Origin of the sequence: Pseudomonas sp. CBS (assembly GCF_024734645.1) — a bacterium.
In the GTDB taxonomy this organism is placed as follows: Bacteria; Pseudomonadota; Gammaproteobacteria; order Pseudomonadales; family Pseudomonadaceae; genus Aquipseudomonas.
In genome coordinates, this window is record NZ_CP102929.1 from 6,196,592 (window position 1) to 6,221,641 (window position 25,050).

A 25,050-nucleotide genomic window follows, 5' to 3' on the forward strand; every position below is an offset into this window, starting at 1 on the left:
GGTGCAGAGGTACGAATGGCCGTGGTGAATAACGGGGCACTGGCCGCCCCCATGGTCTTTGATCGCTGGACATTGCATGGCGACGGCAGGCTGACCGGCGAAGATTCGGATATTCAACTACCGCCCAAGGAGGGGCAGGTGCTGCGCGTGCTGCTGGCGTCGGCCGGTGTGTTGGTGACCAAGGATCAGTTGCTGGAACAGGCATGGCCCCATAACGAGGCTACCGAAGAGTCCCTGACCCGTTGCATCTGTTCGCTGCGTAAAATTTTGAAGGACGGTAGGGGGCTGATCAAGACGGTGTACGGCAAAGGGTACCGAGTGACCTGTGCCGTCACGGTTGCGCGCCATGTCTGTTCCACCTGCGGTCGCAGCCAGGCATGAGACGCGCCTGGCGCAAGGGAGTGCTGCTGCTCGCACTCGGCTTCAGTAATGAAGCCCGGGCGTATTGCTGGGCCGAGGCCGCCAGCCGATATGACATCGAACCGGAGCTGCTGCAAGCCATCGCCGCGGTGGAGTCGGGTTATCGCGCCGAGGCCATGAATTACGCCAACAGCAATGGCACCCGTGATATCGGGCTGATGCAGATCAACAGCATTCACCTGCCGCGCCTGCTCAAGCTGGGCATTACCGAGCAACGCTTGCTGGATGAGCCTTGCCTGTCGGTGGAGGTCGGGGCGTCGATCCTTGCCGACTTTGTCAAACAGTTCGGCTACAACTGGACGGCGATCGGTTCCTACAATGTGGGCGGCGGCCCCGGGCCTCAGCGCGAGGCCCTGCGCCTTCGCTATGCGCAAAAAATCTGGGCTCGCTACGAGGAACTGATGGCGTACCGCAACTGACGATTGGACAGCGCGCCTCGCATGCAGCCCTTCACCCCGGCTATAATCGCCGCCACCTTTCGCCGCCATCCGAGTCAATCCCGCCCATGTATACCCTGGCCCGCCAGCTGTTGTTCAAACTCTCTCCGGAAACCTCCCACGATCTGTCCCTGGATTTGATCGGTGCCGGTGGCCGCCTGGGGCTCAATGGTCTGGTGTGCAAGGCCCCGGCGAAAATGCCGGTGTCGGTGATGGGGCTCGATTTCCCCAACCCGGTGGGCCTGGCTGCCGGCCTCGACAAGAACGGCGCGGCCATCGACGGATTTGCGCAGTTGGGTTTTGGCTTTGTCGAAATCGGCACCGTGACCCCACGGCCGCAGCCGGGCAACCCGAAGCCGCGGATCTTCCGCTTGCCGGAAGCCGAGGCGATCATCAATCGCATGGGCTTCAATAACCTGGGTGTGGATAACTTGCTGTCGCGGGTTCAGGCGGCGAAGTACACAGGCATCCTGGGGATCAACATCGGCAAGAACTTCGACACCCCGGTGGAGCGTGCGGTGGATGACTACCTGATTTGCCTGGACAAGGTCTATGCCCACGCCAGCTACGTCACCGTCAACGTCAGCTCGCCGAACACCCCGGGCCTGCGCAGCCTGCAGTTTGGCGACTCCCTCAAGCAACTGCTCGAAGCCTTGCGCCAGCGTCAGGAAGACCTGGCTGTGCGCCATGGCAGGCGTGTGCCGCTGGCGATCAAGATTGCTCCGGACATGAGCGACGACGAGACCGTACTGGTGGCCCAGGCCCTGGTGGACTCCGGAATGGATGCAGTGATCGCCACCAACACCACCCTGAGCCGCGTTGGCGTCGAAGGCCTTGCCTTTGGTGACGAGGCGGGTGGCCTGTCCGGTGCGCCGGTGCGCGACCAGAGCACCCACATCGTCAAGGTGCTGGCGGCTGAGTTGGCAGGGCGCTTGCCTATCATCGCCGTGGGCGGCATCACCGAGGGCAAGCACGCGGCCGAGAAGATCGCCGCTGGCGCGAGCCTGGTGCAGTTGTATTCAGGTTTTATCTACAAGGGCCCGGCGTTGATTCGCCAGTCGGTGGATGCAATCGCGGCGTTGCCAAAAGGTTAATCGAGGCCCATTAAAAAGGGCTCCTCGAAGGAGCCCCTGGGCCGAAGCCCGCCGCCCGGATGGGGCGTGCGTGGTTAAGTGGTTGCGTATTCGTGCTGGTGTCGGAATTAAATGCCCTTGATTAGCCGACGGCGTGAAGTTCGTTGAGTCTGTGGATTCCCGCAGTGCCAGTCATACCGTCCCAGTTGTCGCCGCGTCCTTCTCGCCAGCCGTTGATCCAGGCTTGGCGTACCGACGGTAGAGTAAATGGGCAAAGCTCACGGGATTTGCCATGAACGCCATATTGATATCCGCGTAAAAATGCTCTTTCCAACGGATCACGCTTAAGTCTTCTCATAGGGTGTTTCCCTCACTTGTTGACTGTCTTGATATCCTTCGGCCTCGTCCGAGGCCGGGCAGAGTTTTTCTGCCGTTGGTGGGCTCGCTGCCGGCGTGGCGAGCCAATGTGTCGGCGTCGTTACGGCGCCAACCTGTGTTGAGTTCTAACCAATAGGTCACATGGATTCAATGATCGTTTTGTCATAAGCACGTAACGATAATGATGCTATGGCCATAAGCTGGGATGGCTTTTCGCCCCTTTTCTTGGGCAAACCCAGCTATGATGTGCCCTTCAAAGAGGATGGGTTTAATCCTTTAGTGAGAATGCCCACCCGTTGCAGTCGGTTATTATTCGACGAAGGGTCAGAATATTTCTTTTTGTTGCTTCAAATACTTGAACTGCCCCGTCGATAAAGGCCCAAAAGGCCTGTAGCCGAGGTGGAACGGCACATTCGTGCCACACGAGCGCTCTTCAAGAAAAGCGCTTGATTGAAAACCGAACGCGCGATGCGTCGCCCGTTCACTTATTGCTGAAAAGCCTGGAATGCCCCATGTCGGACCGTTTTGAACTCTTCCTCACTTGCCCCAAGGGCCTCGAAGGCCTGCTGATCGAGGAAGCCGTCGGGCTTGGCCTTGAGGAAGCCCGCGAGCACACCTCGGCCGTGCGCGGCATGGCCGACATGGAGACCGCCTACCGCCTGTGCCTCTGGTCGCGTCTGGCCAACCGTGTATTGCTGGTGCTCAAGCGCTTCCCGATGAAGGACGCCGAAGACCTCTACCACGGCGTGCTGGACATCGAGTGGGAAGACCACATGCTCGCCGACGGCACACTGGCCGTTGAATTCAGCGGCCACGGCTCGGGCATCGACAACACCCACTTCGGCGCGCTGAAGGTCAAGGATGCGATTGTCGACAAACTGCGCACCCCGACCGGCGAACGTCCGTCCATCGACAAGATCAACCCGGACCTGCGCATTCACCTGCGCCTGGACCGTGGCGAAGCGATCCTCTCCCTTGACCTGTCCGGCCACAGCCTGCACCAGCGCGGCTACCGCCTGCAGCAGGGCGCCGCACCGTTGAAAGAGAACCTGGCGGCAGCGATCCTGATTCGCTCCGGCTGGCCGCGCATCGCTGCCGAAGGCGGCGCGCTGACGGACCCGATGTGCGGCGTCGGTACCTTCCTGGTGGAAGGCGCGATGATTGCCGCCGACATGGCCCCCAACCTGAACCGTGAGCTGTGGGGCTTCACCGCCTGGCTCGGTCACGTTCCGGCGCTGTGGAAGAAACTTCATACAGAGGCCAGCGAACGCGCGGCCATCGGCATGGCCAAGCCGCCGCTGTGGGTTCGGGGTTACGAAGCAGATCCACGCCTGATCCAACCCGCGCGTAACAACATCGAACGCGCCGGCCTGAGCCACTGGATCAAGATCTACCAGGGCGAAGTCGGCACCTTCGAGCCGCGGCCGGACCAGAACCAGAAAGGCCTGGTGATCTGCAACCCGCCTTATGGCGAGCGTCTGGGTGATGAAGCCAGCCTGTTGTACCTCTACCAGAACCTCGGCGAGCGTCTGCGCCAGGCCTGCCTGGGCTGGGAAGCGGCGGTGTTCACCGGCGCTCCGGACCTGGGCAAGCGCATGGGTATCCGCAGCCATAAACAGTATTCGTTCTGGAACGGCGCCTTGCCGTGCAAATTGCTGTTGATCAAGGTCACCCCGGACCAGTTCGTCACCGGCGAGCGTCGCACCCCGGAACAGCGCCAGGCCGAGCGCGAGCAAGCGGCCTACGACCAGGCGCCGACCGAGCCGCAAGAGCGTCAGTACAACAAGAACGGTAACCCGATCAAACCCGCCCCGGCCCCAGTGGTCGAGCAGGCGCGCTTGAGCGAAGGCGGGCAGATGTTTGCCAACCGCCTGCAAAAGAACCTGAAGCTGCTGGGCAAGTGGGCCAAGCGCGAGGGCGTCGATTGCTACCGTGTGTACGATGCCGACATGCCGGAATACTCCATGGCCATCGACCTGTACCACGACTGGGTTCACGTCCAGGAATACGTGGCGCCGAAGTCGATCGACCCGGAAAAAGCCTCGGCACGCATGTTCGATGCCCTGGCAGCCATTCCCCAGGCGCTGGGCATCGACAAGAACCGAGTGGTGGTCAAGCGTCGCGAACGCCAGAGCGGCACCAAGCAGTACGAGCGCCAGAGTGCCCAGGGCAAGTTCACCGAGGTCAGCGAGGGCGGCGTCAAGTTGTTGGTCAACCTGACCGATTACCTGGACACCGGCCTGTTCCTCGACCACCGCCCAATGCGCATGCGCATCCAGAAAGAGGCGGCCGGCAAGCGCTTCCTCAACCTGTATTGCTACACCGCCACTGCCAGTGTGCACGCCGCCAAGGGTGGCGCGCGCAGCACCACCAGCGTTGACCTGTCGAAGACCTACCTGGACTGGGCGCGCCGCAACTTCTCCCTCAACGGTTTCTCCGACAAGAACCGCCTGGAGCAGGGCGACGTGATGGCCTGGCTGGAAGCCAGTCGCGATGAGTTCGACATGATCTTCATCGACCCGCCAACCTTCTCCAACTCCAAACGCATGGAAGGCATCTTCGACGTGCAACGTGACCACGTGCAGTTGCTCGACCTGGCCATGGCACGCCTGGCGCCGGGTGGCGTGTTGTACTTCTCGAACAACTTCCGCAAGTTCCAGCTGGAAGACAACCTCGTCGAGCGTTACGCCGTCGAGGAGATCAGTGACAAGACCATCGACCCGGATTTTGCGCGCAACGCCAAGATCCATCGGGCGTGGAAAATCACCGCTCGCTGATCACTGCGTTCTGAAGCCGCAAGCCCGGATCATTCCGGCCTTGCGGTTTTTTTTGCGCTGGTCAAACGCAAGTCCTGTGGCTATAACTTAAGGCCTTGCCAAAGTGGCGCACCTGCACGCTGGCGTTCAGAGTCTTGTCTATGCCGCTGCATGCCGTCCGCCCGAAAATCCTAGGCTTTATCAGTGAGCAGGTATCGGCGTGGCTGGTGGCGGTGGTGGTGTTACTGGCCGGGAGTGCGCTGACGATCATCGTCGCCTGGGCGGCCTCCGATCTCTATCAACAGCAGGTGCGCCAACGCTTCCAGTTGCTGGTCAACGAGCGCTACAGCCGCCTCCAGGAACGCTTTGAGGACCAGGAACAACGCCTGGGCAGCCTGCGGCGGTTCTTCGCCAATTCCAATTCGGTCTCCCGCAAAGAGTTCGACGGTTTTGCGCAGCCTTTGCTGTTGCGTACCCGTGCTTATGCCTGGGCCCCTCGGGTTCTGCGTGACCAGCGCAGTGCGTTTGAACAAGAAATTACCGCTGAGCGTGGCGCGAGTTTTGCCATTCGCGAATTGAACGCGGCGGGCGAACTGGCCCCGGCCGCTCAGCACGATGAATATGTGCCGGTGCTGTACAGCCAGACCCAGAGCCTGCTTGGCTCGCCGCTGGGTTTTGACCTGTTGGCCCAGCCACTGCGGCGCTCGACGGTGGAGCGTGCGCAACAGTCGGGGAAAATGGCAGTGTCCCAGCCCATGCAACTGGTGGGCGTGGAGCCGGCCTACGCCATGGGCGTGCTGTTGGTGGCACCCGTCAGTCGGACACCAACCCCACAAGCACCCGTCAGCGAACCTTACGGCTACGTAATGGCGGTGATCAGCATGCGCCAACTGGTGGCTGACGGTTTGCCCAAGGCGGACCGGGACAACCTGGTGACGCAGATCGTCGATACTTCCGACGCAGAAAAGCGCGTGCTCTACGAATCCAGCAACGCCGTGGCGGACAGCGACCTGATGGCTGTACGCCGGCTGACGCTTGGCGACCACGTCTACGCCTTGAGCCTGCGCCCCAGCCTGGTGTTCCAGCAGGGCAATCATTCTTCGCAGGTCACTATCCTGGTCATGGGCAGCCTGCTGAGCCTGCTGCTCAGTGCGCTGCTCTACGTGTTGGTCAGCCAGCGCCAGCGCGCTTTGAAACTGGTGGAGCAGCGCACGGCCCAATTGCGTCAGCGTGAACAGGAACTGCGAGGCACCCACGGCCAACTGCGCAGCGTGCTGAATGCGGCGACCCAAGTGGCGATCATCGCCACTGACCTGCGCGGTGTGATTACCACCTTCAACGCCGGCGCCGAGCGAATGCTGGGCTTTGAGTCGGACGAGGTGCTGGGCCATCTGACCCTCGAAAGCCTGCACCTGGCGCCCGAGCTGGAAGCCCGTGCCGTACAGTTGAGCGCGGCGCTGGGCAAGCGCATTGCGCCAGGCCAGGCGATGCTGGTGGACGGCGCCGATGCGGTGCACGAGACCCGTGAGTGGACGCTGGTGCGCAAGGACGGCAGCCATCTGACGGTGAACATGCTCGCCACCGTGTTGCTGGATGAGCATGGCCTGTGGGTCGGGCACCTGGCGATCTGCCTGGATGTCACCGAACAAAAGCGTGCCTATGAGGCACTGGCCGCGCGGGACCGCCTGCTGAAGAAACTCAGTGCCCATGTGCCCGGCGGTATTTTCCAGTTCATCCTGGAATCGAATGGCGACTCGCGTTTCATCTATGCCAGCGACGGCATTCGCGATATCTACGAGATCGAGCCGGGGGTGTTGCAGCAGGATGCACGAAAGGTCTTCGAGCGCGTTCATCCGCTGGACGTCGAGCGGGTACGGGATTCCATTCGTCTGTCCACCCTGCAACTGAGCCATTGGCGTGAAGAGTACCGGGTGCAATTGCCCCAGCGTGGGCTGCGCTGGATTCGCGGTGAAGCAACGCCGGAAGAACTCCCCGGCGGCGGTACGTTATGGCATGGCTATGTGTCGGATATTTCCGATCTCAAGCGGGTCGAGGAAGAGCTGCGGGCGCTGTCGATTACCGATTCCCTGACCGGCATTCATAACCGACGCTACTTCCAGGACCGGCTGAAGGCCGAGATGATTCGAGTCAAACGCGCCTCTGGAGCGTTGTCGGTGATCATGTTCGACATCGACCACTTCAAGCGCATCAACGACCAGCACGGCCATGCGGTCGGCGATGAAGTGCTCAAGGAATTGTGCCGGCGCATCAGCCAACGATTGCGGCGTACGGATGTGTTTTGCCGGCTGGGGGGCGAGGAGTTCGTGGTGCTGTGCCCCAATACCGACGGCAGCCAGGCGTTCAGTGTTGCCCTGGAGTTGTGGCAGGCGTTGCGCGGCGAGCCGATGGAGGATGTGGGTATCGTGACTGCCAGTTTCGGGATCGCCAGCTGGCGAGTCGAAGAGGGCGTTGATGGCCTGTTGCTGCGGGCGGATTCAGGGGTGTATGCGGCGAAGCAGGCGGGCAGGGATAGGGTTGAGGCAGAGCGGGTGCTTGCCTGAAGCCAGATTGGAGTGTGAGAGCTGTCGAGCTTGCCTGAAGCCAGATCGGAGCGTGGGAGCTGTCGAGCTTGCCTGAAGCCAGATCGGAGCGTGTGAGCTGTCGAGCTTGCCTGAAGACAGATATCGGAACGTGGGAGCTGTCGAGCTTTAGCGAGGCTGCGATGCAGGCGCCGCGGTGTACCAGGTGCACCGCGGTGATCCTATCGCAGCCTCGCTAAAGCTCGACAGCTCCCACATTTGATCTTTGTTGCCGTTAGAGCACCGGGGCCGCCGCCGCCAGTTTCGGCTGGCGATACAGGTCCAGCAGCACCTGGTCCAGCACCGAAGAGGCAGCCAGGCGTTCAGTGTTGCCCTGGAGTTGTGGCAGGCGTTGCGCAGTGAGCCGATGGAGGATGTGGGTATCGTGACTGCCAGTTTCGGGATCGCCAGCTGGCGAGTCGAAGAGGGCGTCGATGGCCTGTTGCTGCGGGCGGATCCAGGGGTGTATGCGGCAAAGCAGGCGGGCAGGGATAGAGTTGAGGCAGAGCGGGTGCTCGCCTGAAGCCAGATCGGAGCGTGGGAGCTGTCGAGCTTTCCTGAAGCCAGATCGGAGCGTGGGAGCTGTCGTGCTTTCCTGAAGACAGATATCGGAACGTGGGAGCTGTCGAGCTTTAGCGAGGCTGCGATGCAGGCGCCGCGGTGCATCAGGTACACCGTGGTGATCCTATCGCAGCCTCGCTAAAGCTCGACAGCTCCCACATTTGATCTTTGTTGCTGTTAGAGAACCGGGGCCGCCGCCAGTTTCGGCTGGCGGTACAGGTCCAGCAGCACCTGGTCCAGCACCGAAGAGGCAGCCAGGCATTCAGTGTTGCCCTGGAGTTGTGGCAGGCGTTGCGCAGCGAGCCGATGGAGGATGTGGGTATCGTGACTGCCAGTTTCGGGATCGCCAGCTGGCGAGTCGAAGAGGGCGTTGATGGCCTGTTGCTGCGGGCGGATCCAGGGGTGTATGCGGCGAAGCAGGCGGGCAGGGATAGGGTTGAGGCAGAGCGGGTGCTCGCCTGAAGCCAGATCGGAGCGTGGGAGCTGTCGAGCTTTCCTGAAGCCAGATATCGGAACGTGGGAGCTGTCGAGCTTTAGCGAGGCTGCGATGCAGGCGCCGCGGTGCACCAGGTACACCGCGGTGATCCTATCGCAGCCTCGCTAAAGCTCGACAGCTCCCACATTTGATCTTTGTTGCCGTTAGAGCACCGAGGCCGCCGCCGCCAGTTTCGGCTGGCGATACAGGTCCAGCAGCACCTGGTCCAGCACCGAAGAGGCACCCCACGGTTTTGTATCGTTGAGAATCGCCACCACCGCCCAGGTATTGCCATTGTTGTCGCGGCTGAACCCGGCAATTGCGCGCACGGTGTTCAGAGTGCCGGTCTTGACGTGGGCTTCGCCGCGTATGGCCGTGGTCTTCAGGCGTTTACGCATGGTGCCGTCGGTACCGGCAATCGGCAACGAGCTGATAAATTCCGCTGAATACGGGCTTCGCCATGCTGCTTGCAGCATGGTTGCCATTTCGCGGGCGCTGACCCGCTCGGCACGGGACAAACCGGAACCGTTTTCCATCACCAGGTGTGGTGCAGTGATGCCCTTTTTCGCCAGCCACTGGCGCACCACGCGCTGGGCCGCCTTGGCGTCATCGCCGTCGGCATCGGTGCGGTACTGCGCGCCCAGGCTCAGGAACAGCTGCTGGGCCATGGTGTTGTTACTGTATTTGTTGATGTCGCGGATGATTTCCGCCAGGTCCGGTGAGAACGCACGGGCCAGCACTTTGGCGTTCTTCGGTACCGGCGCCTGGATGTCGCGGCCCTGGATACTGCCGCCCAGTTCTTTCCAGATCGCCCGAACGGCGCCGGCGGTGTAGGTAGCGTGGTCCAGCAGTGACAGATACGTCTGCGAGCTGCAGCCATCCGCCAACTGGCCGCTGACGGTCACGGTGACGCTGCCATCGGCGGCGGTCATCGGGCTGTAGCGCACGTCCCCGGTGCACTGCTTGGCGTTGGAGACCTTGACCTGATTTTCGATGCGAATGCTCGCAATCGGCGGCTCTACCGATACCAGCACCTTGCCCGAATCATTGCGGGTGACGAAGCGCAGCGCCTTGAGGTTGACCATCAGGGCGTCGGGCTTGACCAGGAACGGCTTGTTCTCGTCGTTGCCGTCGTCATTGAACTCCGGCAGTTGCGGCGGGATGAAGAAGCCACGGTCCAGTACCAGGTCGCCGGTCACTTGCTGCACGCCATTGGCCCGCAGGTCGCGCATCAGCAGCCAGAGTTTTTCCATGTTCAGCTTGGGGTCGCCGCCGCCCTTGAGGTACAGGTTACCGTTCAGGATGCCGCCGCTGAGGGTGCCGTCGGTGTAGAACTCGGTTTTCCACTGATGGTTGGGGCCGAGCATTTCCAGGGCCGCGTAGGTGGTGACCAGCTTCATGGTGGAGGCCGGGTTGACCGACACGTCGGCGTTGAACACGGTGGGTGTGCCCGGGCCATTGAGTGGAATCATCACCAGGGACAGCGCGTTATTTTGCAGCTTGGCTTTCTGGAGGGCTTCCTGGACCTTGGGTGGCAAGGAAGTGTTGATCGGGGCAGCGGTAACGGAAAAGGCCAGGGGGAGAAGAAAACCGGCCAGTAACAATGGACGCAAAGATTTGATCATAAGAATTAAAACCCTACTGCTGAGGGGTAAAAAAGGTGAGGGGTATGTACGAAAAATCCCTCAATGGTCATGAAAGTGTCGGCATTATGCCCCAAGGCAGTCGCACTTGTGCCTGAACGATAGCTGCAATTGGCGGTTTTTTTTACTGGCACTGTGCCGCCTGTCCCAGAGAATCGGGCAAAGGCCTGCTTAAACTGCTAAAGTGCCGCCCGTTATTACTTAAGAGGATTGTTCCAATGGCGACTAACCGTTCCCGGCGTCTGCGCAAAAAACTGTGCGTTGATGAATTTCAAGAGCTGGGTTTCGAACTGAACCTGGACTTCAAAGAAGGTTTGGACGATGAAGCGGTTGACGCTTTCCTCGAAGCATTCCTGACTGAAGCAATGGACGGCAATGGCCTGGACTACGTCGGCGGTGATGACTTCGGTCTGGTTTGCAAAGCCACCCGTGGTTCGGTCAACGAAGAACAGCGTGCCGCTGTTGAAGCGTGGCTGAAGGCTCGTCCAGAGCTGACCCGCGTTGAAGTCAGCGCCCTGTTGGACGCTTGGCATCCAGAAAAGCCGATCAACCCGGCAGTCTGATGTCATGAAAAAGCGACCCGCCCGGGTCGCTTTTTCGTTACTGGGTCTAAAGAATCAGGCCTTGCGCCAGTTCAGAATCACCAGCGTCAACACCCCCGCGACAATCCCCCAGAACGCCGAACCGATGGAAAACAACGTCAACCCCGACGCTGTGACCATGAAGGTGATCAACGCTGCCTCCCGTTCCTTGGGCTCATTCATGGCGATGCTCAGGCCATTGATGATCGAGCCAAACAACGCCAATGCCGCAATCGACAGCACCAGTTCCTTGGGTAACGCAGCGAACAACGCCGCCAACGTCGCGCCAAACACCCCGGCAATCCCGTAGAAAATCCCGCACCAGACCGCGGCGGTATAGCGCTTGTTGCGATCCTCATGGGCATGGGGCCCGGTGCAGATCGCCGCGCTGATGGCTGCCAGGTTGATGCCATGGGAGCCGAACGGCGCCAGCACCAGCGAGGCCAGGCCGGTGGTGGTGATCAAGGGTGAAGCCGGCACGTTATAGCCGTCGGCCCGCAGCACGGCGACCCCCGGCATGTTTTGCGAGGTCATGGCCACCACGAACAGCGGGATGCCGATGCTGATGGTCGCCGCCAGGGAGAAGTGCGGTGTGGTCCACACCGGGGTTGCCACTTCCAGGTGGAAACCGCTGAAATCCAGCAGCCCCATCAGCCCGGACAGCGCCGTGCCGATCAGCAATGCCGCGAGCACGGCATAACGCGGCGACAGGCGCTTGATGACCAGGTAAGTGAAGAACATCCCCAGCACCAACCCGGTACGGTGCTGTGCGGCGACGAAAATCTCGCTGCCGATCTTGAACAGAATGCCCGCCAGCAAGGCCGCCGCCAGGGACGCCGGGATGCGCCTGACGAGTTTTTCGAAGCTGCCGGTCAACCCGCAGATCGTCACCAGCACCGCACAGGTGATGTAGGCGCCGATGGCTTCGCCGTAACTCACACCGCCCAGGCTGGTGATCAACAGCGCCGCCCCCGGGGTGGACCAGGCGATGGTGATCGGCGTGCGATAGCGCAGGGATAGGCCAATGCTGCACACCGCCATGCCGATGGAAATCGCCCAGATCCACGAGGAAATTTGCGCCGTGGTCAGGCCGGCGGCTTGGCCAGCTTGAAACATCAGTACCAGGGAGCTGGTGTAGCCGGTCATCATGGCGATGAAACCGGCGACGATGGCCGAAGGCGAAGTGTCGGCCAGTGGGCGTAATCGCGCTTGGGGGGCGTCGGACATGGGGCGGTGTTCCTTTTACCGGGCTGTCTGTAGGAGCGAGCTTGCTCGCGAAGGTCGTTAACGATGACGCTGGCATCCTGACTGAATGCGGTGCTTATACGTTTTTCGCGAGCAAGCTCGCTCCTACAAAGGAGAAAGTGCGGAATCAAGCCTAAACTCAAACGTAACGATTCATTGCAATACAGCCGGCGCCGCAAACAGCCGTACAGTGTGTTGGCGCAACGGGTTGTGTACAATGTGCGCTGATTTTACGCGATACTTGCCAGCGACCCTCTGTGCCGTATTACAGTCAACGTCAATTCGCCGCCGTTCTCCCGACCCGAGTGCCCATGAACGAACAGTTGCAGCCCCTCAAGAAACAACCGCGAGCCGGTAAGGCCGGTCGCAGTGGAACCCAGGACGATATCGTCTACGCGCATATCTTCGAGGCGATCCTCGAGCAACGCCTGGCGCCCGGTACCAAATTGAGTGAAGAAGCGCTGGGCGAAATCTTTGGCGTCAGCCGCACCATCATCCGCCGCGCACTGTCGCGCCTGGCCCATGAAGGCGTGGTACTGCTGCGGCCCAATCGCGGCGCGGTAGTGGCCAGCCCGAGTGTCGAGGAAGCCCGCCAGGTGTTCCTCGCCCGGCGTCTGGTGGAGCGTGCGATCACTGAGTTGGCGGTACAGCATGCCACGGCCGAGCAACTGGCCGAGCTGCGGCAGATGGTCAACGACGAGCGCGACAGCTTCTCCCGGGGCGATCGCGGTGCGGGTATCCGGCTTTCCGGCGAGTTCCACCTGAAACTGGCCGAAGCGGCGAAGAACGCCCCGCTGATCAGCTTCCAGCGCAGCCTGGTGTCCCAGACTTCGTTGATCATCGCCCAGTACGAAAGCGGCAACCGCTCGCACTGCTCCTACGATGAGCACACCCAACTGATCGACGCGATCGAAGCGCGGGATGCGGGTCTGGCGGTGAACCTGATGATGCATCACATGGATCACATCGACAGCAAGCTCAACCTCGATGAGGAGAGCGCTTCTGATGATCTGCATGCGGTGTTCTCGCATTTGTTGCAGACCAAGAAGCCGGGGCGCTCTTCGGTCAAACTGTAATTTGCCAGGCTCACCACTCACAAAATGTGGGAGCGGGCTTGCTCGCGAAAGCGGTGGATCAGTCAGCACATCCAGCGACTGACACACCGCCTTCGCGAGCAAGCCCGCTCCCACATTTGTTTTGTGGTGCTTGTTAAATCAGCGTTGGTGCACGAGCTGCCCCGCCGCGTACGTCTGCAACACCGCCCGGTCATCCCCCAGCGTCATCAATACAAACAACGTCTCGGCAATGTTATTGGCCTGCTTCAGGCGATAGCTGAGCAGCGGGGTGGCGTTGTAATCCAGGACCAGGAAGTCGGCATCAGTGCCCGGCTGCAATGTGCCGATCTTGTCTTCCAACCGCAGTGCCCGCGCACCGCCCAGGGTCGCCAGGTACAACGACTTGAACGGACTCAAGCGCGCCCCTTGCAGTTGCATCACCTTGTACGCTTCGTTCAGTGTCTGCAGCAGCGAGAAGCTGGTGCCACCGCCGACATCCGTACCCAGGCCTACATTCAGCTTGTGCTTCTCGGCCATCGGCAGGTTGAACAACCCGCTGCCCAGGAAGAAGTTCGACGTCGGGCAGAACGCGACTGCCGAACCGGCTTCTGCCAACCGCGCGCACTCGTCATCGCACAGGTGCACACCGTGGGCGAACACCGAGCGTTCACCCAGCAGTTTGTAATGGTCGTACACGTCCAGGTAGCCCTTGCGCTCCGGGAACAGTTCTTTCACCCATTCCACTTCCTGCAGGTTTTCACTGATGTGGGTCTGCATGTACAGGTCCGGGTATTCCCCCAGCAACTGGCCGGCGAGGGTCAGTTGTTCAGGCGTACTGGTCGGTGCGAAACGTGGCGTGACCGCGTAGTGCAAACGGCCCTTGCCGTGCCAGCGCTCTATCAGCGCCTTGCTCTCCGCGTAGCCGGATTCAGCGGTGTCGGTCAAATAGTCCGGCGCGTTGCGGTCCATCATCACCTTGCCGGCGATCATCCGCAGGTCGAGTTTCTCGGCCGCTTCAAAAAACGAGTTCACCGACTGCGGGTGCACGCTGCCGAATACCAGGGCGGTGGTGGTGCCGTTGCGCAGCAGTTCCTTGATGAAAATATCCGCGACTTCTTCGGCGTGGGCCTTGTCGGCGAACTGGCTTTCACACGGGAAGGTGTAGGTATTGAGCCAGTCCAGCAACTGCTCGCCGTAGGCACCGACCATGCCGGTTTGCGGCAAGTGAATGTGAGTGTCGATCAGGCCGGGGGTGATCAGCGCGTCCTGGTAATGGGTGACCTCGATGTCGGCGGGCAGGCTGGCGAGCAATTCGCTGGCGTGACCCAGGGCGCTGATCTGGCCGTTGTCGATCACCAGCAGGCCGTCTTCGAAATACTCGTAGGAGGCTTCGATCCCCACTTCGGCAGGGTCGGCGATGCTGTGCAAAATGGCGGCACGGTAGGCTTTGCGTGTCAAAGGCATGGTCGTCTCAGTTAGTCGCTTGGCTGCGGCGGGATACCGGCAGCAGTTTGGCAATGGGTTCGGCGCTCGCAGTGTGCTGGCCGAAATTGGCGTTATAGGTGGCGATGATTTCGCCGGCGATGGAGATGGCAATTTCCACAGGCAGTTTGCCTTTGACCTCAGTCAACCCCATCGGGCAATGCATGCGTTGCAGGTGCGCGGTGTCGAAACCGCGATCCCGCAGGCGGTGTTCAAACTTGACGCGCTTGGTCTTCGAACCGATCAGGCCGAAGTAGGTGAAGTCATTGCGCTTGAGCAGGGCGGCGGTCAGCTCCAGGTCCAGTGCATGGTTGTGGGTCATGACGATGCAGTAACTGCCCACAGGCAAGTGGTCAATTTCATCCACCGGCTCTTCGCTGACGATTTTACGCACGCCTTGGGGGATGTGTTCCGGGAATTCCTGTTCCCGGGAATCGATCCAGCGCACCCGGCATGGCAGGCTGGCCAGCAACGGCACCAGCGCACGGCCCACATGGCCGGCGCCGAACACCGCGATGTGCGCCTGCACCTGGCCCATCGGTTCAAACAACAACACCGTCACGCCGCCACAGCACTGCCCCAGGCTGGCGCCGAGGCTGAAGCGCTCCAGGTGGGTGTTCTGCTGGCCGCGTACAAGCATGTCCCGGGCGATCTGCATCGCCTTGTATTCCAGGTGCCCGCCACCGATGGTGTCGAACGTCTGGGCGGCACTGATGACCATCTTCGAGCCGGCATTGCGCGGCGTGGAGCCGAGCTCTTCGATGATGGTCACCAGCACGCAGGGTTCACCCTGGTTCTGCAGGTCGGCGAGGGCGCTGATCCAGTTGTTCATGTTTACCTCAACATCTCTGTTGTCAGTCCGGCCGCCTTCGCGAGCAAGCCCGCTCCCACATTTTGATTTGTGAACACATTCAAATGTGGGAGCGGGCTTGCTCGCGAAGGCAGCGCCTCGGTCTAGAGCGAAGCCAACTCGGTTTCCGTTTCCACAGCTTTTGCGGCGGTCAACTGACGCATCTGCTCACATCCCCACAACACCCTTTCCGGCGTCGCCGGTGCATCAATCTTCGGCTGATGACGATAGTCACCCAGGCTCGCCACGGCATCCTTGATCGCACACCACGAGGCAATACCGAGCATGAATGGCGGCTCGCCCACGGCCTTGGAATGGAACACCGTGTCTTCCGGGTTCTTGCGGTTTTCCACCAGCTTCACCCGCAGGTCCAGCGGCATGTCGGCGACCGCCGGGATCTTGTAGCTGGCCGGACCGTTGGTCATCAGCTTGCCTTTGTTATTCCAGACCAGCTCTTCCATGGTCAGCCAGCCCATGCCCTGGATGAAGCCGCCTTCCACCTGGCCGATGTCGATGGCCGGGTTCAGCGAGGCGCCCACGTCGTGCAGGATGTCGGTGCGCAGCATTTTGTATTCGCCGGTCAGCGTGTCGACGATCACTTCGCAACAGGCCGCGCCGAACGCGAAGTAGTAGAACGGTCGGCCACGCGCCTGGCTGCGGTCGTAGAAGATTTTCGGGGTCTTGTAGAAACCGGTGCTCGACAGCGACACCTGGGCGAAATACGCCTGCTGGATCAACGCTTCAAACGTCAGGATGTGATCGCGAACCCGCACATGCCCGTTGTGGAATTCAACGTCGGCCTCGCTGACTTCATACTTGCGCGCGGCAAATTCCACCAGGCGCTGCTTGATGGTTTCGGCGGCATTCTGCGCGGCCTTACCGTTCAGGTCGGCACCGCTGGAAGCCGCCGTCGGCGAGGTGTTGGGCACCTTGTCGGTGTTGGTGGCGGTGATCTGTACGCGGTCGATTTCCACCTGGAAGATCTCGGCCACCACCTGCGCAACCTTGATGTTCAACCCCTGGCCCATTTCGGTGCCGCCGTGGTTCAGGTGGATGCTGCCGTCGGTGTAGATGTGGATCAGCGCACCGGCCTGGTTGAGGAAACTGGCGGTGAAGGAAATCCCGAATTTCACCGGCGTCAGCGCCAGGCCTTTTTTCAGGATCGGGCTGTTGGCGTTATAGCGACGGATCGCTTCGCGGCGCTCGAAATACTGGCTGCTGTGTTCCAGTTCGGCGGTCATCTCTTCGAGCATGTTGTGCTCGACGGTCTGGTAGTAGTGGGTGACGTTGCGCTCGGTCTTGCCGTAGTAGTTGGCCTTGCGCACGGCCAGCGGGTCGAGGGCCAGGTGCCGGGCAATCGCGTCCATCACTTCTTCGATGGCGACCATGCCTTGTGGGCCGCCGAAACCACGGTAAGCCGTGTTGGACGCGGTGTTGGTCTTGCAGCGGTGGCCGTTGACGGTGGCGTCGCCCAGGTAATACGAGTTGTCGGAGTGGAACATTGCGCGGTCGACAATCGAGTTCGACAGGTCCGGCGAGCAGCCGCAGTTGCCCGCCAGATCCAGGTTGATACCGTGCAGCCGGCCGCTGTCGTCGAAGCCCACGTCGTATTCGATATAGAACGGGTGGCGCTTGCCGGTCATCAGGATGTCTTCGACCCGTGGCAGGCGCATCTTGGTTGGCTGGCCGGTGAGGCGTGCGACCACGGCGCACAGGCATGCCGGGCTGGCGGCCTGGGTTTCCTTGCCGCCAAAACCACCGCCCATGCGGCGCATGTCGACCACGATTTTGTTCATCGACACGTCGAGTACTTCGGCCACCAGCTTCTGCACTTCGGTGGGGTTTTGCGTGGAGCAATACACAATCATGCCGCCGTCTTCAGTGGGCATCACTGAAGAGATCTGAGTTTCCAGGTAGAAGTGTTCCTGGCCGCCGATGTGCAGGGTGCCCTGGATACGGTTTTTGGCGGTCGCCAGCGCCCCCGCCGAATCACCGCGTTGATGGGTGTGGCTGTCCAGCACGAAGTGTTTTTTGCGAAACGCCTCGACCACGTCCAGCATCGGCTCCAGGTCTTCGTATTCGATCACGGCAGCCATGGCGGCTTTGCGCGCGGTTTCCAGGTCGCGGGCGGCGACGGCCAGCACCACCTGGCCGACGAACTGCACGGTGTCGATGGCCAGTAACGGGTCGCCGGGCATCAGCGGGCCGATGTCTTTCAGGCCCGGCACGTCTTCGTGGGTGATGACGATGCGCACACCCTCAAAGGCGTAGCAGGGCGCGGTGTCGATGCTGAGGATTTTTGCGTGGGCGCGGTCCGACATGCGTGCGTACAGGTGCAACTGGTTCGGAAATTCCAGGCGGTCATCGATGTACTGCGCCTCGCCCGAGACGTGTTTGGCAGCGCTGTCATGCTTGACGCTGCGACCGACGCCGCTGGTCAGGTCCTTGGCAAACAGTTCGGCGAGTTCGGCCTGCGGATTTTTCCACGGCATGATGGTTAGACATAAGCGGTCACCCGAGTCTCGATGTGCGGCGTTTGCAGTTCGATGAAGTATTTGCGCAGCAGGTTTTGTGCGCTGAGCAGGCGGTATTCCTTGCTGGCGCGGAAGTCCGACAGCGGGGTGAAATCTTCGGCCAGCGCGGCGCAGGCTTTTTCCACGGTGGCGGAGTTCCAGGTGGCGCCGTTCAGCACGGCTTCGCAGCTTTTCGCGCGTTTTGGGGTAGCGGCCATGCCACCGAACGCCACGCGGGCATCGGCGATCACGCCGTTATCTATCTTCAGGTTGAAGGCGGCGCAGACGGCGGAAATGTCATCGTCCAGACGTTTGGAAACCTTATAGGCACGGAACAGCGGGACGCCTTTGGGCACGAGGATTTTTTCGATGAATTCGCTGTCCTGGCGGGCAGTGACGCGGTAGTCGATAAAGTAATCTTCCAACGCCAGGGTGCGGCGGGTGTTGCCTTTGCACAGTACGATCTGCGCACCGAGGGCGATCAGCAGTGGCGGCGAATCACCGATGGGCGACGCGTTGCCGATATTGCCGCCCAGGGTCCCCTGGTTGCGGATCTGCAACGAGGCGAAGCGGTGAAGCAATTCGCCGAAGTCCGGGTATTCGTCGTTGAGTGCGCTGTAGCAGTCGGAGAGTGAGGTGGCGGCGCCGATTTCCAGGCGGTCGTCGAAGCTTTCGATGCGCTTCATTTCTTCGATATTGCCGACGTAGATCATCACCGGCAGCGTGCGGTGGAACTGGGTGACTTCCAGCGCCAGGTCGGTGCCACCGGCCAACAGCCGGGCTTGTGGATAAGCGTCGTAAAGGTCCGCCAGGTCGGCGACGGTCAACGGCACCAGGCAGCGTTTGTCGCCGCTGTTCAATTCACCGGTTTGCGTCGGGGCGATGGCTTTCAGGCGGGCGATGGTGTCGGCCTGGCGACTGTCGAACTGGTCCTGGGGCTTGTTGCAGCAGGCCTGTTCGGCGGCGGCGAGAATCGGGCGATAACCGGTGCAGCGACAGAGGTTGCCGGCCAGGGCTTCGTGGGCTTTCTGGCTGTCGGGTGCATCGCTGTTCTTTTGCAGGGCGAACAGCGACATCACAAAGCCCGGGGTGCAGAAGCCGCATTGCGAGCCGTGGCACTCCACCATGGCTTGTTGCACGCTGTGAAGCTGGCCCTGGTGCTTGAGGTCTTCGACGCTGATCAGTTGCTTGCCGTGCAGGGACGAGACAAAGGTCAGGCACGAGTTGAGGCTGCGATAGCGAATCTGCTCGGCGCCCTGATCGTCGGTGTGCAACTCGCCGACCACCACGGTGCAGGCGCCACAGTCGCCGCTGGCGCAGCCTTCCTTGGTGCCGGATTTGCCCAGGTGCTCACGCAAATAGTTGAGCACGGTCAGGTTCGGGTCCAGGGCGTGCTCGCTACGGAGCTCCTGGTTTAGTAAAAACTGGATCACGGAAGGCCTCGCAGACTCATTATTGTTGTTAACCGCTTTGCGCCGAATCTAGTCATGTCTGACTTTTCGGTCAACGATTTTCTGACCTAAGGGTCAAGAAAATGCGATCTCAACATCCTTAATTATGGTCCAGTTCTCTGGAACCGCCGTTTTTGGGGGCTTCTGGACTTTAACGGCTGCTTATTTCATGCCAAATTCGTGCTTGTGGGCCGTACGCCATCAATGGGCAAGTGCGCTACACTGCCGCGCTCGTACCGATAGAAGATTTTGAAGGGAAAACATGACGTTCAAGGCGCCGGATAGTCTTGCCGAGCAAATCGCTCACCACCTCGCCGAACGTATCATTCGCGGCGACCTCAAGCCTGGGGAGCGGATCCAGGAGCAGAAGGTCACACTGGCGCTCAATGTCAGCCGTGGCTCCGTGCGCGAAGCCTTGCTGATCCTTGAGCGCCGGCACTTGATCGCGATCCTGCCGCGCCGTGGCGCCCATGTCACCGAGCTGACGGCCCACAAGGTGCAGAGCCTGTGCACGCTGATGGGCGAGCTGTACATCCTGCTGGGCAATGCGGTCGCCGCCGGCTGGCAGACCCAGGCCGACATGGCGCCGTTCGTGCAAATCCAGCAGCGCCTGATCGCCAGCTTCGAACGCCAGGACATCCGCGCCTTCGTCGAAGAAAGCTTCAATGTGATGCGTGCCGCCTATCCGTTCGCCAACAACCCGTATTTGCAGGAAACCGTCGAGAACCTGCAGCCGGCGATGAACCGTGCCTATTACCTGGCGCTGGATCAACGCAAGGCATCCATGAGCGAGTACCTGGTGCTGTTCGAGCAATTGCTCGCCGCCGTGCTGGCCCGTGACCTGCCACAGATTCGCCAGGTACTCTCGGCCTATGGCGAGCGCAGTTGCTCGCTGGTCATTGCTGCGTTGGCGGAAGCCTAAGCGTGCGGCTCAAGTGCATCAAACTGGCGGGGTTCAAATCCTTCGTCGACCCGACCACGGTGAACTTCCCCAGTAATATGGCGGCAGTGGTCGGGCCCAATGGCTGCGGCAAGTCGAACATCATCGACGCCGTACGCTGGGTGATGGGCGAGAGCTCCGCGAAAAACCTGCGTGGCGAGTCGATGACCGACGTCATCTTCAACGGCTCCACCAGCCGCAAGCCGGTGAGCCAGGCCAGTATCGAGCTGGTGTTCGACAACTCCGACGGCACCCTGGTGGGCGAGTACGCGGCCTACGCGGAAATTTCCATCCGCCGAAAAGTGACCCGCGACAGCCAGAACAGCTATTTCCTCAACGGCACCAAGTGCCGCCGGCGGGACATTACCGACATCTTCCTCGGCACCGGCCTGGGCCCGCGCAGCTACTCGATCATCGAGCAGGGCATGATCTCAAAGCTGATCGAAGCCAAGCCCGAAGACCTGCGTAACTTTATCGAAGAAGCGGCCGGCATCTCCAAGTACAAGGAACGCCGCCGCGAGACCGAAAACCGTATCCGTCGCACCCATGAAAACCTCGCCCGCCTGACTGACCTGCGTGAAGAGCTGGAGCGCCAGTTGGAGCGCCTGCACCGCCAGGCCCAGGCGGCCGAGAAGTATCAGGAATACAAGGGCGAGGAGCGTCAGCTCAAGGCGCAACTGTCGGCCCTGCGCTGGCAGGCGTTGAATGACCAGGTGGGCCAGCGCGAAGCAATCATCGGCACCCAGGAGATCAGCTTCGAAGCGTTAGTGGCTGAACAGCGCAATGCCGACGCCAGCATCGAGCGCCTGCGGGACGGTCACCATGACCTGTCCGAGCGCTTCAATCTGGTGCAGGGGCGCTTCTATTCGGTGGGCGGCGACATCGCCCGGGTCGAGCAGAGCATCCAGCACGGCCAGCAGCGTTTGCGCCAGTTGCAGGACGACTTGAAAGAAGCCGAACGCGCGCGCCTGGAAACCGAATCGCACCTGGGCCACGACCGTACTTTGCTGCTGACCCTCGGGGAGGAGCTGGACATGCTCACCCCCGAGCAGGAAGTCACCAGCGCTGCCGCCGAGGAAGCCGCTGCGGCCCTGGAAGAATCCGAAACCACCATGCACGCCTGGCAGGAGCAGTGGGACACCTTCAACCTGCAATCCGCCGAGCCGCGCCGCCAGGCTGAGGTGCAGCAGTCGCGCATCCAGCAACTGGAAACCAGCATGGAGCGCCTGGCCGAGCGTCAGCGGCGTTTGGTGGAAGAGCGCGTGCTGCTCGCAGCCGACCCGGAAGACGCGGCGATCCTTGAGCTGAGCGAGAAACTCGCCGAAAGCGAAATGACCCTGGAAGAGCTGGAAGCCAGCGAAGAACAACAAGTGGAACGCCTGGAGCAACTGCGTCAGCAACTGCAGCAGGCGACCCAGGCGCAGCAAACTGCCCAGGGGGATTTGCAGCGGCTTAACGGTCGATTGGCCTCCCTGGAAGCCTTGCAGCAAGCGGCTTTGGATCCGGGCACCGGCACGGCCGAATGGCTGCGCGATCAACACCTGGCCGAGCGCCCGCGCCTGGCCGAAGGCTTGAAGGTCGAAGCCGGTTGGGAGCTGGCGGTGGAAACCGTGCTCGGTGCCGACCTGCAAGCCGTGTTGGTGGATGACTTTGGCGGTTTCGACCTGGCGGGTTTCGCCCAGGGCGATCTGCGTTTGCTCAGCCCGGCGGCAGACGGCACACGCGTGCCGGGCAGCTTGCTGGACAAAGTCGAGGCGGCGATTGATCTGTCGCCCTGGCTTGGTCAGGTCAAACCGGTGGACAGTCTTGAGCAGGCCCTGGCCCAGCGCGGCCAATTGGCGGCCGGGCAAAGTCTGATCAGCCGTGACGGTTTTTGGGTGGGTCGGCACTTTTTGCGGGTGCGTCGCGCCAGCGAAGCGGAAAGCGGCGTTCTGGCCCGTGGCCAGGAAATCGTCAACCTGACCGCCGAGCGCGAAGAGCGCGAAGCCACACTCGAATCCCTGGAAAACCAGCTGCAAACCCTGCGCGCCACCCAGCGTCAGCAAGAGACCGGCCGCGAACACCTGCGCCGGCTGTTGCAGGACGAAGCGCGCCAGCAAGGCGAATTGAAAGCCCAGCTCTCGGCGAGCAAGGCCAAGGTCGAGCAACTGACCTTGCGCCGCACCCGGCTCGACGAAGAAGTGGCCGAGATGGGTGAGCAACGCGCCCTTGAACACGAACAAGTCGGCGAAGCACGCCTGCAACTGCAGGAAGCCCTCGACAGCATGGCCCTGGACACCGAGCAGCGCGAGTTGCTGCTGGCCCAGCGCGACAGCTTGCGTGAACGCCTCGACCGAGTGCGTCAGGAAGCCCGCCAGCACAAGGACCACGCCCATCAACTGGCCGTGCGCCTTGGCTCCCTGCGGGCGCAACACGACTCCACACGTCAGGCCCTTGAGCGTCTGGAAATGCAGTCCGAACGCCTGACCGAAAAGCGCGAGCAACTGAGCCTCAACCTGGAGGAGGGCGAAGCCCCGCTGGAAGAGCTGCGCCTGAAGCTTGAAGAGTTGCTCGACAAGCGCATGACCGTCGACGAAGAACTCAAGACCGCACAGATTGCCCTGGAGGACGCCGACCGCGAACTGCGCGACGCGGAAAAACGCCGGACCCAGGCCGAGCAGCAATCGCAACTGATCCGTGGCCAGCTCGAACAGCAGCGCATGGAATGGCAGGCCCTGACGGTTCGCCGCAAAACCCTGCAAGACCAGTTGCTGGAAGACGGCTACGACCTGCACGGCGTGCTTAATACCCTGACCGCCGAGGCCAACGAGAAAGAAGCCGAAGAAGAACTTGAACGGATTGCCGCACGCATTCAACGACTCGGCGCGATCAACCTCGCGGCCATCGACGAGTACCAGCAGCAGTCTGAGCGCAAGCGCTATCTGGACGCGCAGAACGCCGATCTGGTGGAAGCCCTGGACACCCTGGAAAACGTGATCCGCAAGATCGACAAGGAAACCCGTAATCGCTTCAAAGATACCTTTGATCAGATTAATGGCGGTTTACAGGCGTTATTCCCGAAAGTTTTCGGTGGTGGCAGCGCTTACTTGGAACTGACGGGCGAAGATCTACTCGATACAGGGGTAACGATCATGGCGCGGCCTCCGGGCAAGAAGAACAGCACCATCCATTTGCTGTCTGGTGGCGAGAAGGCACTGACGGCATTGGCTCTGGTATTTGCGATCTTCAAGTTGAACCCGGCACCGTTCTGCATGCTCGACGAAGTTGACGCTCCGCTGGATGACGCTAACGTTGGACGGTATGCCCGACTGGTTAAAGAGATGTCCCAGACGGTGCAGTTCATCTATATCACCCACAACAAGATCGCCATGGAAATGGCCGATCAGTTGATGGGCGTGACGATGCATGAGCCGGGCTGTTCGCGATTGGTGGCGGTGGATGTCGAAGAGGCGATGGCGCTGGTGGAATCCTGAGGCGCACTTCGCAGGAGGATTTTCAGCACGACGTAAGGTGATTTACCGGTCTGGGAAAAGTGGCAAATGGACATATTTGTTCAAGGCATTTTGACAGACGGTGTAAAGTTATCTTTGGTCGTGCTAGTTTAATGTCAAATTTTCGTATGCGTGGGCAAAACGTCATTCAGAACATAGAGTTGGCGCCACGTTTTAAAGCGGTTTGCACGGTGCTAAACCCCTTATTTTTCAGCATTTTTTATTAGAGGCACGGGATTACATGGAAATCGGTCTGCGCGAGTGGCTGATCGTCATCGGCATTATTGTCATTGCCGGTATTCTTTTTGATGGCTGGCGCCGGATGCGTGGCGGCAAGGGCAAGTTGAAATTTCGCCTGGACCGCAACCTGTCCAATTTGCCGGACGACGACGGCAGCGCCGAGCTGCTGGGGCCTCCACGTGTCCTGGATAACCATAAAGAGCCGCAACTGGACGAGCATGATCTGCCGTCGATGAGCGCACCGGTGCGCGAAGCCCGCGAGCCCAAGCGCGGCAAGCGCAGCGCGGCCAGCGAGCCATCCCAGGGTGACCTGAACCTGGACCTGGAAGAAGGCCCGAGCTTCAGCAGCCGTGACGATGACTTCCCGGACGAGTCCCCGACCAAGAGCGCCCATAAAGAATCCGTCAAGGATCAACCGGCTGCCGAAGAGGTGCTGGTGATCAGTGTGATCTGCCGCGACGCCGCCGGCTTCAAAGGCCCGGCCCTGCTGCAAAATATTCTGGAAAGCGGCCTGCGTTTCGGTGAGATGGATATTTTCCACCGCCACGAAAGCATGGCCGGTAACGGCGAAGTCCTGTTCTCCATGGCCAATGCGGTCAAGCCGGGCATCTTCGATCTGGACGACATCGACCATTTCAGCACCCCGGCAGTGAGCTTCTTCCTGGGTTTGCCAGGCCCGCGTCACCCGAAACAAGCGTTCGACGTCATGGTGGCCGCAGCCCGCAAGCTGTCCCAGGAGCTCAACGGCGAACTCAAGGACGATCAACGCAGCGTCCTGACCGCCCAGACCATCGAGCACTACCGTCAGCGCATCGTCGAGTTCGAGCGTCGCGCCCTGACACAGAAGCGCTAAGGTCCAAGCTTACGCGTTGCCTGTAGA

General features: G+C 61.0%; 16 protein-coding genes and 3 pseudogenes. 12 read left to right on the forward strand and 7 right to left on the reverse strand.

Going from position 1 to position 25,050, the window contains the following annotated elements; genetic code table 11:
* The first annotated feature begins 15 nt into the window (after positions 1-15).
* The 3 genes from NVB75_RS28290 (at position 16) to NVB75_RS28300 (ending at position 1,951) form a co-directional block, all read left to right on the forward strand.
* Positions 16-381, forward strand: coding sequence for a winged helix-turn-helix domain-containing protein (locus tag NVB75_RS28290; protein WP_258344332.1), 366 nt, complete (start codon positions 16-18; stop codon positions 379-381).
* Positions 378-839: a transglycosylase SLT domain-containing protein gene (locus NVB75_RS28295; protein ID WP_258344334.1), complete on the forward strand. Its 462-nt coding sequence runs from the start codon at positions 378-380 to the stop codon at positions 837-839. The genes NVB75_RS28290 and NVB75_RS28295 overlap by 4 nt, the downstream gene beginning before the upstream one ends.
* An 86-nt stretch (positions 840-925) precedes the next feature.
* Positions 926-1,951 carry a quinone-dependent dihydroorotate dehydrogenase gene (locus tag NVB75_RS28300; RefSeq protein ID WP_258344336.1) on the forward strand — a complete coding sequence of 342 codons (1,026 nt, stop codon included), beginning with the start codon at positions 926-928 and terminating at the stop codon, positions 1,949-1,951.
* 121 nt (positions 1,952-2,072) lie between these two features.
* Here NVB75_RS28300 and rmf read toward each other — a convergent pair whose 3' ends face one another.
* Positions 2,073-2,288 (reverse strand): ribosome modulation factor, encoded by a 216-nt coding sequence (rmf, locus tag NVB75_RS28305; protein ID WP_002553055.1) that lies wholly within the window; start codon positions 2,286-2,288, stop codon positions 2,073-2,075.
* A gap of 532 nt (positions 2,289-2,820) precedes the next feature.
* Between rmf and rlmKL the strand changes: the two genes are divergently transcribed.
* The 4 genes and pseudogenes from rlmKL to NVB75_RS28325 all read left to right on the forward strand — a co-directional run.
* Positions 2,821-5,085, forward strand: coding sequence for a bifunctional 23S rRNA (guanine(2069)-N(7))-methyltransferase RlmK/23S rRNA (guanine(2445)-N(2))-methyltransferase RlmL (gene rlmKL, locus NVB75_RS28310; RefSeq protein WP_063032336.1), 2,265 nt, complete (start codon positions 2,821-2,823; stop codon positions 5,083-5,085).
* Between the two features lie 140 nt (positions 5,086-5,225).
* The gene (locus tag NVB75_RS28315) at positions 5,226-7,625 is read left to right on the forward strand and encodes a diguanylate cyclase (RefSeq protein ID WP_258344338.1); all 2,400 of its coding nucleotides are present in this window, start codon (positions 5,226-5,228) and stop codon (positions 7,623-7,625) included.
* 328 nt (positions 7,626-7,953) lie between these two features.
* Positions 7,954-8,166 (forward strand): annotated as a pseudogene (locus tag NVB75_RS28320) (hypothetical protein); the annotation flags it as partial.
* A 287-nt stretch (positions 8,167-8,453) separates the two neighbouring features.
* Positions 8,454-8,666 (forward strand): annotated as a pseudogene (locus NVB75_RS28325) (hypothetical protein); the annotation flags it as partial.
* Positions 8,667-8,843: 177 nt separating this feature from the next.
* Here the strand turns inward: NVB75_RS28325 and dacB are convergent.
* Positions 8,844-10,304 (reverse strand): D-alanyl-D-alanine carboxypeptidase/D-alanyl-D-alanine-endopeptidase, encoded by a 1,461-nt coding sequence (dacB, locus tag NVB75_RS28330; RefSeq protein WP_258344341.1) that lies wholly within the window; start codon positions 10,302-10,304, stop codon positions 8,844-8,846.
* Positions 10,305-10,540: 236 nt separating this feature from the next.
* Between dacB and NVB75_RS28335 the strand changes: the two genes are divergently transcribed.
* On the forward strand, positions 10,541-10,885 hold the full coding sequence (locus NVB75_RS28335; RefSeq protein WP_003219101.1) for a YggL family protein: 345 nt from the start codon (positions 10,541-10,543) through the stop codon (positions 10,883-10,885).
* A 54-nt stretch (positions 10,886-10,939) separates the two neighbouring features.
* Here the strand turns inward: NVB75_RS28335 and NVB75_RS28340 are convergent, their stop codons facing one another.
* On the reverse strand, positions 10,940-12,130 hold the full coding sequence (locus NVB75_RS28340; protein WP_201142804.1) for a benzoate/H(+) symporter BenE family transporter: 1,191 nt from the start codon (positions 12,128-12,130) through the stop codon (positions 10,940-10,942).
* A gap of 329 nt (positions 12,131-12,459) precedes the next feature.
* Here NVB75_RS28340 and NVB75_RS28345 point away from each other — a divergent pair, with 329 nt between their 5' ends.
* Positions 12,460-13,224, forward strand: a complete 765-nt coding sequence (locus tag NVB75_RS28345; protein ID WP_017477154.1) for a GntR family transcriptional regulator — start codon at positions 12,460-12,462, stop codon at positions 13,222-13,224.
* 138 nt (positions 13,225-13,362) lie between these two features.
* On the opposite strand, the gene guaD is transcribed toward NVB75_RS28345, so the two are convergent.
* From guaD to xdhA, 4 genes and pseudogenes are all read right to left on the reverse strand, one after another.
* Positions 13,363-14,667 carry a guanine deaminase gene (guaD, locus tag NVB75_RS28350; RefSeq protein WP_258344343.1) on the reverse strand — a complete coding sequence of 435 codons (1,305 nt, stop codon included), beginning with the start codon at positions 14,665-14,667 and terminating at the stop codon, positions 13,363-13,365.
* A 7-nt stretch (positions 14,668-14,674) separates the two neighbouring features.
* Positions 14,675-15,517 carry a xanthine dehydrogenase accessory protein XdhC gene (xdhC, locus tag NVB75_RS28355; protein WP_258344344.1) on the reverse strand — a complete coding sequence of 281 codons (843 nt, stop codon included), beginning with the start codon at positions 15,515-15,517 and terminating at the stop codon, positions 14,675-14,677.
* Positions 15,518-15,639: 122 nt separating this feature from the next.
* Positions 15,640-18,040, reverse strand: a pseudogene (gene xdhB, locus NVB75_RS28360) (xanthine dehydrogenase molybdopterin binding subunit).
* The gene (xdhA, locus tag NVB75_RS28365; RefSeq protein ID WP_258344346.1) at positions 18,033-19,481 is read right to left on the reverse strand and encodes a xanthine dehydrogenase small subunit; all 1,449 of its coding nucleotides are present in this window, start codon (positions 19,479-19,481) and stop codon (positions 18,033-18,035) included. The pseudogene xdhB and the gene xdhA overlap by 8 nt, the downstream one beginning before the upstream one ends.
* Positions 19,482-19,761: 280 nt before the next feature.
* Between xdhA and NVB75_RS28370 the strand changes: the two genes are divergently transcribed.
* The 3 genes from NVB75_RS28370 to zipA all read left to right on the forward strand — a co-directional run bounded on the left by NVB75_RS28370 (position 19,762) and on the right by zipA (position 25,023).
* Positions 19,762-20,421 (forward strand): GntR family transcriptional regulator, encoded by a 660-nt coding sequence (locus NVB75_RS28370; protein WP_258344347.1) that lies wholly within the window; start codon positions 19,762-19,764, stop codon positions 20,419-20,421.
* Between the two features lie 2 nt (positions 20,422-20,423).
* Positions 20,424-23,912: a chromosome segregation protein SMC gene (gene smc / locus NVB75_RS28375; protein WP_258344349.1), complete on the forward strand. Its 3,489-nt coding sequence runs from the start codon at positions 20,424-20,426 to the stop codon at positions 23,910-23,912.
* Positions 23,913-24,171: 259 nt separating this feature from the next.
* Positions 24,172-25,023 (forward strand): cell division protein ZipA, encoded by an 852-nt coding sequence (gene zipA / locus NVB75_RS28380; RefSeq protein ID WP_076017196.1) that lies wholly within the window; start codon positions 24,172-24,174, stop codon positions 25,021-25,023.
* Positions 25,024-25,050: the final 27 nt, after the last annotated feature.

Excerpts from the sequence above, each read along its gene's own strand:
- zipA (WP_076017196.1), top strand. The coding sequence starts at position 24,172 with ATGGAAATCGGTCTGCGCGAGTGGCTGATCGTCATCGGCATTATTGTC.
- NVB75_RS28295 (WP_258344334.1), top strand. The coding sequence starts at position 378 with ATGAGACGCGCCTGGCGCAAGGGAGTGCTGCTGCTCGCACTCGGCTTC.
- NVB75_RS28300 (WP_258344336.1), top strand. The coding sequence starts at position 926 with ATGTATACCCTGGCCCGCCAGCTGTTGTTCAAACTCTCTCCGGAAACC.
- NVB75_RS28370 (WP_258344347.1), top strand. The coding sequence starts at position 19,762 with ATGACGTTCAAGGCGCCGGATAGTCTTGCCGAGCAAATCGCTCACCAC.
- NVB75_RS28340 (WP_201142804.1), bottom strand. The coding sequence starts at position 12,130 with ATGTCCGACGCCCCCCAAGCGCGATTACGCCCACTGGCCGACACTTCG.
- NVB75_RS28290 (WP_258344332.1), top strand. The coding sequence starts at position 16 with ATGGCCGTGGTGAATAACGGGGCACTGGCCGCCCCCATGGTCTTTGAT.
- dacB (WP_258344341.1), bottom strand. The coding sequence starts at position 10,304 with ATGATCAAATCTTTGCGTCCATTGTTACTGGCCGGTTTTCTTCTCCCC.
- rmf (WP_002553055.1), bottom strand. The coding sequence starts at position 2,288 with ATGAGAAGACTTAAGCGTGATCCGTTGGAAAGAGCATTTTTACGCGGA.
- NVB75_RS28335 (WP_003219101.1), top strand. The coding sequence starts at position 10,541 with ATGGCGACTAACCGTTCCCGGCGTCTGCGCAAAAAACTGTGCGTTGAT.
- guaD (WP_258344343.1), bottom strand. The coding sequence starts at position 14,667 with ATGCCTTTGACACGCAAAGCCTACCGTGCCGCCATTTTGCACAGCATC.
- NVB75_RS28345 (WP_017477154.1), top strand. The coding sequence starts at position 12,460 with ATGAACGAACAGTTGCAGCCCCTCAAGAAACAACCGCGAGCCGGTAAG.
- xdhC (WP_258344344.1), bottom strand. The coding sequence starts at position 15,517 with ATGAACAACTGGATCAGCGCCCTCGCCGACCTGCAGAACCAGGGTGAA.
- NVB75_RS28315 (WP_258344338.1), top strand. The coding sequence starts at position 5,226 with ATGCCGCTGCATGCCGTCCGCCCGAAAATCCTAGGCTTTATCAGTGAG.
- rlmKL (WP_063032336.1), top strand. The coding sequence starts at position 2,821 with ATGTCGGACCGTTTTGAACTCTTCCTCACTTGCCCCAAGGGCCTCGAA.